The organism is Stappia stellulata (assembly GCF_020176715.1).
Taxonomy (GTDB): Bacteria; Pseudomonadota; Alphaproteobacteria; order Rhizobiales; family Stappiaceae; genus Stappia.
In genome coordinates, this window is record NZ_JAIVMF010000019.1 from 59,552 (window position 1) to 68,694 (window position 9,143).

Sequence of the window (9,143 nt, forward strand, 5' to 3'; positions counted from 1 at the left end):
CATGCCACGCGCCGGCGCGTGCGACAAGGCTCAGGCTGTCGGAGCGGGTGAATAGCGCGCGGCCAGCGATGGCGGTCCGTCCGAGACGACCAGACCGCGCTCGACCAGCCATTCGATCTGCGCGAGGACGGAGAGCGCGGCCGCGCCATGCAGGCGCGTGTCGACGTCCCGGTAGATCGTCGCGACCATTTGGGGAATCGTGCGCTCGCCCGCCGCAAGCCTTGCAAGGATTGCCTGCTCGCGCGCCAGGCGATGCGCCTTGAGCCCGGCGAGATAGTCGGCCGGCTCTTGAACCGGCCCGCCGTGGCCCGGCAGGTAAAGCGCGTCGTCGCGCGCCATCAGCCGGTCGAGCGAGGCCATATAGGCGCTCATCGAGCCGTCCGGCGGCGCCACGATGGAGGTTGACCAGGCCATGACATGATCGGCGGAAAACAGTACGCGGCCCTCGTCCAGCGCGAAGGCGAGGTGATTGGCCGTATGGCCAGGTGTCTCGACGGCGGTGAGCGTCAGCCCGTCGACGACCAGCGTGTCGCCTTCATGAAGCTCGCGGTCCGGCCGGTGCTCAAGGTCGGCGCTGGCGTCGAGCGGATTGACCTCGCCGGCAAACAGCGGCCTCGCCGCCACATGCGGACCGCAGCCGACGATCGGGGCACCGGTCATCTTCTGGAGCAGGCGCGCACCGGGGGAGTGATCCGCATGGGTGTGGGACACGAGAATGGCCGCGACAGGGGCCGTGCCGCAGGTCTGGAGGATCAGCTCGAGATGATCGCGGTCCTCCGGGCCCGGGTCGATCACGGCGATCTCGTCGCGCCCGACCAGATAGCTGTTGGTGCCCTGCCAGGTGAAGGGGCCGGCGTTGCGCGCCGTGATCCGCCGCACCGCATCGCCGAGCGGCACGGCGCTGCCATGGGCGGGGTCGAAACGTCTGTCGTGTTCCAGTTTGGCCATGGGCGTCCGTCGCGGGGGTGGAAGGCGGCACGTACGAAGGGCTTAGCCGATCCACTCCGGGTCCGGCAAGGCGCTGCGGGCGGGTCGCCGCCGCCGGGCGACGTCTTTGGTTTGTCATGAGCCTCGTGTTAGGCCATCCTTCCGCAATTCCGGCTTCGGCGATCCACACCTTGCACAGGTGTCGAACGCGCCGGCCGTCACAGGTGATCCGAAAGCGCTGCCATGACCGATGAACCGCTGGAGGCTGATGCCCCGCACTCCCGGGGCCGCAACCGCGCGCGGGGCATGCTGCGTGAGCGGCTGTCGATGCAGCGCTGGGTGCTGCTTGCCGCCATCACCGTGGCGGCGGCGGCCGTCTATACGGGGGCTGCACCGGCGCTGCATGTGCTTGCGGGCTTTGCGATTATTGCAGGGGCAGCCCTCCTGGCGCCGGCGCGCAAGCCGCTGATCGGCCGGCGGCTTCGGCGCAAGCGCGCCGTCTCCACCTGGCCGGAAACCGCCATGAAGCATCTCTCCGATGCCTTTCCCAACCCGTGTTTCATCGTCGATCATCGGGGCGTGACCCGCTATGCGAATTCCGCGGCGCGTGACCGCTTCGGACAGGTGCGCCCGGGCGATCCGATTTCCTTCCGCCTGAGATCGCCCGCGCTGCTGGAGGCGCTGGAGCGCGTGATCGGCGGCGATCCGGCGCAGCGCATCGAATGGAGCGAGAAGACGCCGGCCGAACAATGGCTGGAGGCGGTGATCGCGCCGGTGGCGCCGACCCAGGGCACCGCCGGCGGCGAGGCCGACCCGGCCCCTTCGGCGCGGCCGCGCTTCATTCTCGTCACCATCCAGGACCAGACCGGACAACGCCGCCTGGAGCGCATGCGCGCCGATTTCGTCGCCAACGCGAGCCACGAGCTGCGCACGCCGCTCGCGTCGCTGACCGGCTTCGTCGAGACGCTGCTCGGCCCGGCCCGGGACGACCCGGTGGCGCGCGAGAAATTCCTGCAGATCATGATGCAGCAGGGCGAACGCATGCGCCGGCTGATCGACGATCTCCTGTCGCTGTCGCGGGTGGAACTCAAGGCCCACGTCCAGCCTGAGGCGACGCTCGATCTCGTGCCGCTCGTGCGCCACACCTGCGATGCGCTCAAGCCCGTCGCCGACGAGGCGGGCGTTGCCATCGAACTGACGCTTCCCGAGGGGCCCGCCATCGTGCGCGGAGACCGCGACGAGCTGATCGAGGTGCTGGAAAACCTGATCGAGAACAGCCTGAAATACGGCGCCTCCGGCGAGCGGGTCGAGATCGGTCTCGCCTGGGCCGAACTCGACCGGCCCCAGGCCGAGCCGCGGCCGCCGGGCCAATGGATCCTGACCATCCGCGACCACGGCCCGGGCATCGCGCCGGAGCATCTCCCGCGTCTGACGGAGCGGTTTTACCGGGTGGATGTGGCCGCCAGCCGCGAGATGAAGGGCACCGGTCTCGGGCTTGCGATCGTCAAGCATATCCTCACCCGCCACCGGGCCCGCCTCGACATCGAAAGCCGCCTGGGGGAAGGGGCGAACTTTCTTGTCAAAATCCCTGCGGCCATGTCGCGTACTGAACCGGATGTGGATTGATAAATCAATGAATTCAAAGGACTGCGTTGTCACATAACTGAAATGAAACCGTCATACAAGCATCACGGGGTCGCTCTAGGGTCCCTCTCGACCTTGCGGGAATAAGTCCGCAGGGGGACACTTAAAATCCTGAACATCCAGGGAGACGTCAGGTGAAAGTCAAGGCTCTTCTCAGCGCCACCGCTCTTGCGGTCGCCACCACCGGGTTCGCAGGCGCCGCCGTTGCGCGCGACCAGGTCCAGATCGCCGGTTCCTCCACGGTTCTGCCCTATGCCTCCATCGTTGCCGAGGCCTTTGGCGAGAACACCGACTTCCCGACCCCGGTCGTGGAATCGGGCGGCTCCTCCGCCGGCCTCAAGAAGTTCTGCTCCGGCGTCGGCGAGAACACGATCGACGTCGCCAATGCCTCGCGCAAGATCCGCGAGAAGGAAATCAAGGCCTGCGCCGAAGCCGGCGTGAGCGACATCATCGAGGTCCGCATCGGCTACGACGGCATCGTCTTTGCCTCCGACATCAACGGCAATTCCTTTGCCTTCACGCCGTCGGACTGGTTCAACGCCCTGTCTCCGAAGGTTCTGGTCGACGGCCAGCTCGTCGACAATCCCTACACATCCTGGAACCAGGTGAACGCGGATTTCGCCGATCAGCCGATCGCCGCTTTCATTCCGGGCACCAAGCATGGCACGCGTGAAGTCTTCGAAGAGAAGGTTCTTGCGGCCGGTTGCGAGGCGACGGGCGCCATGAAGGCGATGATCGACGCCGGCATGAGCGAAGACGACGCCGAGGATGCCTGCATCTCCGTGCGCACCGACGGTGTGTCCGTCGACATCGACGGCGACTACACCGAGACGCTGGCGCGCATCGACGCCAACAAGGACGGCATCGGCGTGTTCGGTCTGGCGTTCTACGAGAACAACACCGACAAGCTGCAGGTCGCGACGATGTCCGGTGTCAACCCGACGACCGAGACGATCTCGACCGGCGAGTACCCCGTCTCCCGTCCGCTGTATTTCTACGTCAAGAAGGCCCACATCGGCGTGATCCCGGGTCTGAAGGAATACACGCAGTTCTTCGTCTCCGACGAAATCGCAGGCCCCGACGGCCCGCTGGCCCAGTACGGCCTGGTCGCCGATCCGGAACTGGCCAAGACGCAGGAAGCGGTTGCGAACGAAGTCACGATGGGTAACTAAGCCCACGGGTTCGATCGAAGGGCGGCGGTACCCCGCCGCCCTTCCTTGTTTTTTCGCAGACCGGATCGGGTGTCATGTCCCTGCCAATATTGGTTTTCGTTCTTCTGGCCTTGTCCGTCGCCGGCTATGTGCTCGGTCGCGGCAGGGCGATGGCAAGTGCGGGCGGGGATGCGCGCAAGCTTCATTCGCTGCCGAATTACTACGGCTGGTTCGGGTTCCTCGTGGCGCTTCTGCCGGCGGCCCTCATGCTTCTCCTGTGGCTTCCCGCGCAAAGCGTCGTGATCGACACGCAGGTTTCGGCGATGATCTCCGACCGCTCGGCGGCGGAAAGCTCGCGCGGCCTCGTCATGAGCGATGTGGAACGGGTGGCGGAAGGGCTCGACCTTGCGGTCGATGCCGGCGTCCTGACCGAAGAGCAGGCCGCATCGATCCGCACCGAATTCACCGACGTGCGGGAGCGCCTCGGCGAGGTCGGCGTCGCGCTCGGCTCGGATGTGACCTCGGAGACGCTGCAGGCGGCGCAGCGCTACCGGGCACTGTCGTCGACAGGCGACCTGTTGCGCACGCTTGCGGTCGTCGCGGCGGCGCTGGCCGGACTGGCCTTCGTCTACAGGCGCGCCGCCAGCACCTTCCGGGCGCGCAACGCGGTCGAGGCGGTCGTGCGCTGGATCCTCATCCTCGCCGCCTCCATCGCCATTTTGACGACCGTCGGCATCATCCTGTCGCTGATCTTCAACACGGTCGAGTTCTTCAGCCTGTATCCGGCCTGGGATTTCTTCTTCGGCCTGACCTGGAGCCCGAGCTTCGGCGGCGGCTCCGAGCTCGGCATCCTGCCGCTGCTCTGGGCCACGCTCTACATCTCCTTCATCGCGCTCGCGGTCTCCGTGCCCATCGGCCTGTTCGCCGCGATCTACCTGTCGGAATATGCCGGACCGGCGGTGCGTGCGGTCGCCAAGCCGCTGCTTGAGGTGCTCGCCGGCATCCCGACCATCGTCTACGGTCTCTTCGCGCTGCTCACCGTCGGGCCGCTGCTTGTCGACATCTTCGGCGACGGCGGTGTTCTCGGGGTTGGCTGGATGGGCGGCGGAACGGCCGTCATGACGGCGGGCCTGGTGATGGGCATCATGCTCATCCCCTTCGTCAGCTCGCTGTCGGACGACATCATCAACGCGGTGCCGCAGGCAATGCGCGACGGCTCGCTCGGCCTCGGCGCCACCCATTCCGAGACGGTCAAGCAGGTGATCCTGCCGGCCGCACTTCCCGGCATCGTCGGCGCGATCCTTCTCGCCGGATCGCGCGCCATCGGCGAGACCATGATCGTGGTGCTCGGCGCCGGCGCCGCGGCACGCCTCAGCCTCAATCCTTTCGAGGCGATGACGACGGTCACCGCCAAGATCGTCAGTCAGCTGACCGGTGACGCCGACTTCGCCTCGCCGGAGGCGCTGGTCGCCTTCGCGCTCGGCATGACGCTCTTCGTCATCACGCTGGGGCTCAATGTGATCGCCCTCTACATCGTGCGCAAATATCGGGAACAGTACGAATGACCGACACGACAGCACAGACCGGGCGCGCGGTCGCGGCGCCCGCCCGCAAGGGGTCGCTTCTTGAGGTCGACAGCCTGACCCGCAAGCGCAACGCCGCGGAAGCCCGCTTCAAGATGTATGGCCTGTCCGCCGTGATCGTCGGGCTGCTGTTCCTGGTCGCGCTGCTTGCGACGATCCTGTCGAACGGCACCTCGGCCTTCACCCAGACGTTCATCACGATCCCGGTGCCGCTGGAACGCGCCGAGATCGAGGCGGCGGAAAAATCCATCGTCAAGACGTCCAAGTATCGCGCCATCATCGGCACGGCCTTTGCCAACGTCCTGTCGTCGGCGGGCATCGAGACCGACATGTCAGCGAAGGATCTGGATAAGATGATGTCGTCGGGCGCGGCGGCGAGCGTGCGCGATTTCGTGCTCGCCAATCCCGCCAGCATCGGCACCACCCATACGTTCGACCTGCTGGCGTCCTCGCGCGTCGACGGCTATCTCAAGGGTCGCGTGACCCGCGAGGATCTGATCAACGACAAGAACCTCGATGCGGCGCATCTCGACATCGTCGACCGGCTGAGCGCCGCCGGCATCGTGCAGAAGCGGTTCAACTGGCAGTTCATCTTCGGCGCGGACGCCTCCGACAGCCGTCCCGAGCAGGCCGGTATCGGCGTCTCGATGATCGGCTCCTTCTTCATGATGCTGGTGGTGCTGGTCCTGTCGCTGCCGATCGGCGTCGCCGCGTCGATCTATCTTGAGGAATTCGCGCCGAAGAACCGCTTCACCGACCTGATCGAGGTGAACATCTCCAATTTGGCGGCGGTTCCCTCCATCGTCTTCGGTATTCTGGGCCTCGCCGCCTTCATCCAGTTCGCGCATCTGCCGCAGTCCGCGCCGCTGGTTGGCGGCCTTGTGCTCACGCTGATGACGCTGCCGACCATCATCATCTCCACCCGCGCGTCGCTGAAGTCGGTGCCGCCGTCGATCCGCAACGCGGCGCTCGGCGTCGGCGCCTCCAAGATGCAGTCGGTGTTCCACCACGTGCTGCCGCTGGCGATGCCCGGGATCCTCACCGGCACGATCATCGGCCTTGCCCAGGCGCTGGGCGAGACCGCGCCGCTGCTCCTGATCGGCATGGTCGGCTTCATCGCCTCCAACGTGCCGGACGGGGTGGCCGCCGGCTTCCTCGATCCGAACTCGGCGATGCCCGCCCAGATCTACGAATGGGCGAAGCGTGCCGATCCGGCCTTTTACGAGCGGGCTTGGGGCGGCATCATCATCCTGCTGCTGTTCTTGATGACGATGAACATTATCGCGATCATTCTGCGTCGCCGTTTCGAGCGGCGCTGGTAAGGAAAGTGCAAGCCATGAACGAGATGCCCGTCGTCGACGCCGAAGCCGGCACCCTGCTGCCGAAGATCTCGGCCAAGAAGGTCCAGGTCTTCTACGGCGAGACACACGCCATCAAGGATGTGGACCTCAACATCGCCGACCGCACCGTGACGGCGTTCATCGGCCCGTCCGGTTGCGGCAAGTCCACCTTCCTGCGCTGCCTCAACCGCATGAACGACACCATCGACATCTGCCGTGTCGAGGGCGACATCCGCATCGACGGGGAGGATATCTACGACCCCAAGGTCGATCCCGTGCAGCTGCGCGCCAAGGTCGGAATGGTGTTCCAGAAACCCAATCCCTTCCCCAAGTCGATCTATGACAACATTGCCTACGGGCCGCGCATTCACGGACTGTCGCGCTCCAAGGCGGATCTTGACGAGATCGTCGCCAACAGCCTGCAGAAGGCCGGCCTCTACGAGGAGGTCAAGGATCGGCTCGACGAGCCGGGGACCGGCCTGTCCGGCGGCCAGCAGCAGCGGTTGTGCATCGCGCGGGCCATCGCGGTGAGCCCGGAGGTGATCCTGATGGACGAGCCCTGTTCCGCGCTCGATCCGATCGCCACGGCCAAGATCGAGGAGCTGATCGACGAGCTGCGCGAAAACTACACGATCGTGATCGTCACCCACTCCATGCAGCAGGCAGCCCGCGTCTCGCAGCGCACCGCCTTCTTCCATCTGGGCAATCTGGTCGAGGAAGGGGAGACGAAGGAGATCTTCACCAATCCGACCGACCGGCGCACCCAGGACTATATCACCGGCCGTTTCGGCTAGCGGTTGCGCCATCGCGACCTGTCGCCGCCGGTTCGCCGGCGTGCCGCAATGGAGACTTGAAATGCCCAATCATACAGTGACTTCCTTCGACGACGAGCTCAAGTCCGTCGCCGGTCGCGTCTCGGAAATGGGGGGCCTGTCCGAGGTCATGCTGACCGAAGCCATCTCGTCGCTGATCCGCATGGACAAGGATCTTGCCCGCCGCGTGATCGCCCAGGACAAGCGCGTCGACGCGCTGCAGTTCGAGGTCGAGGAACAGGCGATCCTGATCATTGCACGGCGCCAGCCGGTGGCGCAGGACCTGCGCGACGTCATCGCCGCCATGCGCATCTCCAACGACCTCGAGCGGGTCGGGGATCTCGCCAAGAACATCGCCAAGCGCGTGATCGCCATCGAGGGCTCCTTCGACAGCAAGAAGTTCGCCCTTGGCGTGGAGCACATGAGCGAGCTGGCGCAGGAGCAGCTCAAGGCCGTGCTCGACGCCTATGCCAACCGCGATACCGCGTCGGCGGCGAACGTGCGCGAGCGCGACGACGAGGTCGATGCGCTCTACACCTCGATCTTCCGCGAGCTGCTCACCTACATGATGGAGGATCCGCGCCAGATCTCCATCTGCGCCCATCTGCTGTTCTGCGCCAAGAACATCGAGCGCATCGGCGACCATGCGACCAACATTGCGGAAAACGTCATCTACATGTCGACCGGGGTGCAGCCCGCCGATGAACGTCACAAGCTCGATGAAACGGGCGTGGAGACCGGCGTGGCCCGCTAGGCCGCGACCGGGACGACAAGACGAGGGAATTGCAGATGCCCAAGGTTCTGATTGTCGAGGACGAGGAACCTCTCATCATGCTCCTGCGCTACAATCTGGAGGCGGAGGGCTATTCGGTCGACACCTGCATGCGCGGCGACGAGGCGGAGCTTCTGCTGCGCGAACAGCAGCCCGATCTCCTGCTGCTGGACTGGATGCTGCCGGGGCTTTCCGGCATCGAGCTGTGCCGCCGGCTGCGGGCGCGCCCGGAGACCGAGCGCCTTCCGGTGATCATGCTGACCGCGCGCGGCGAGGAGCAGGAGCGTATCCGAGGCCTTGCCACCGGCGCCGACGACTATGTCGTCAAGCCGTTCTCCATCCCCGAGCTGATGGCGCGGGTCCGCGCGATGCTGCGCCGCGCCAAGCCGGAGGTCGTGTCCTCGCAGCTGCGCTCCGGCGATCTCGAGCTTGACCGCGAGACCCACCGGGTCCGTCGCGCCGGCCGCGAGATCCATCTGGGGCCGACGGAGTTCCGCCTGCTGGAATTCCTGATGACCTCGCCGGGGCGGGTCTACTCGCGCGAACAGTTGCTCGACGGCGTCTGGGGCCACGACGTCTATGTCGACGAGCGCACCGTGGATGTTCATGTCGGGCGCCTACGCAAGGCGATCAACCGCGGCAGGATGGTCGACCCGATCCGCACCGTGCGCGGCGCGGGCTATGCCTTCAACGATCAGTTCGCCGTCGCGTCCTGATCCCGGGGCGGTCCCGCAGGTCGCCGCCACTTACCCCGGCATCTGAAATGAAAAAGGCCCGCTCCGGTTCCGGAGCGGGCCTCAGACTGCTGACAAACCCGTCGATTTCGGCGGGTTTGTTTTTTTCAGTTTTGGTTCTGAGGTTTTGAGCGGTTTTTGTTCAGGGTTAGGTTGGTCCAGCCACCTCAGGCTGGGGCT

8 protein-coding genes are annotated in these 9,143 nt (G+C 65.7%); 7 read left to right on the plus strand and 1 reads right to left on the minus strand.

What is annotated here, in order from left to right; genetic code table 11:
- Positions 1–30: 30 nt before the first annotated feature.
- Complete coding sequence (locus LC092_RS18205; RefSeq protein WP_224808858.1) at positions 31–948, minus strand: MBL fold metallo-hydrolase; 918 nt, start codon at positions 946–948, stop codon at positions 31–33.
- A gap of 222 nt (positions 949–1,170) precedes the next feature.
- Here LC092_RS18205 and LC092_RS18210 point away from each other — a divergent pair, with 222 nt between their 5' ends.
- The 7 genes from LC092_RS18210 to phoB all read left to right on the plus strand — a co-directional run bounded on the left by LC092_RS18210 (position 1,171) and on the right by phoB (position 8,945).
- Entirely contained in the window at positions 1,171–2,553 is a 1,383-nt protein-coding gene (locus LC092_RS18210; RefSeq protein WP_224808860.1) for an ATP-binding protein, read from the plus strand.
- A 152-nt stretch (positions 2,554–2,705) separates the two neighbouring features.
- The gene (locus LC092_RS18215; RefSeq protein ID WP_224808862.1) at positions 2,706–3,743 is read left to right on the plus strand and encodes a substrate-binding domain-containing protein; all 1,038 of its coding nucleotides are present in this window, start codon (positions 2,706–2,708) and stop codon (positions 3,741–3,743) included.
- Between the two features lie 74 nt (positions 3,744–3,817).
- Positions 3,818–5,287, plus strand: a complete 1,470-nt coding sequence (gene pstC / locus LC092_RS18220; RefSeq protein WP_224808864.1) for a phosphate ABC transporter permease subunit PstC — start codon at positions 3,818–3,820, stop codon at positions 5,285–5,287.
- A complete protein-coding gene (gene pstA, locus LC092_RS18225; protein WP_224808865.1) occupies positions 5,284–6,627 on the plus strand; it encodes a phosphate ABC transporter permease PstA in 1,344 nt (447 codons plus the stop codon). Before pstC ends, pstA begins: the two co-directional genes overlap by 4 nt.
- A gap of 14 nt (positions 6,628–6,641) precedes the next feature.
- A complete protein-coding gene (gene pstB, locus LC092_RS18230; protein WP_224808866.1) occupies positions 6,642–7,439 on the plus strand; it encodes a phosphate ABC transporter ATP-binding protein PstB in 798 nt (265 codons plus the stop codon).
- Between the two features lie 61 nt (positions 7,440–7,500).
- Positions 7,501–8,211 carry a phosphate signaling complex protein PhoU gene (gene phoU / locus LC092_RS18235; protein ID WP_224808867.1) on the plus strand — a complete coding sequence of 237 codons (711 nt, stop codon included), beginning with the start codon at positions 7,501–7,503 and terminating at the stop codon, positions 8,209–8,211.
- A gap of 35 nt (positions 8,212–8,246) precedes the next feature.
- On the plus strand, positions 8,247–8,945 hold the full coding sequence (gene phoB, locus LC092_RS18240; RefSeq protein ID WP_224808868.1) for a phosphate regulon transcriptional regulator PhoB: 699 nt from the start codon (positions 8,247–8,249) through the stop codon (positions 8,943–8,945).
- The last annotated feature ends 198 nt before the right edge of the window (positions 8,946–9,143 follow it).

Coding starts and splice junctions, on each gene's coding strand:
- LC092_RS18205 (WP_224808858.1), bottom strand. CDS start 948: ATGGCCAAACTGGAACACGACAGACGTTTCGACCCCGCCCATGGCAGC.
- LC092_RS18210 (WP_224808860.1), top strand. CDS start 1,171: ATGACCGATGAACCGCTGGAGGCTGATGCCCCGCACTCCCGGGGCCGC.
- pstC (WP_224808864.1), top strand. CDS start 3,818: ATGTCCCTGCCAATATTGGTTTTCGTTCTTCTGGCCTTGTCCGTCGCC.
- pstA (WP_224808865.1), top strand. CDS start 5,284: ATGACCGACACGACAGCACAGACCGGGCGCGCGGTCGCGGCGCCCGCC.
- pstB (WP_224808866.1), top strand. CDS start 6,642: ATGAACGAGATGCCCGTCGTCGACGCCGAAGCCGGCACCCTGCTGCCG.
- phoU (WP_224808867.1), top strand. CDS start 7,501: ATGCCCAATCATACAGTGACTTCCTTCGACGACGAGCTCAAGTCCGTC.
- phoB (WP_224808868.1), top strand. CDS start 8,247: ATGCCCAAGGTTCTGATTGTCGAGGACGAGGAACCTCTCATCATGCTC.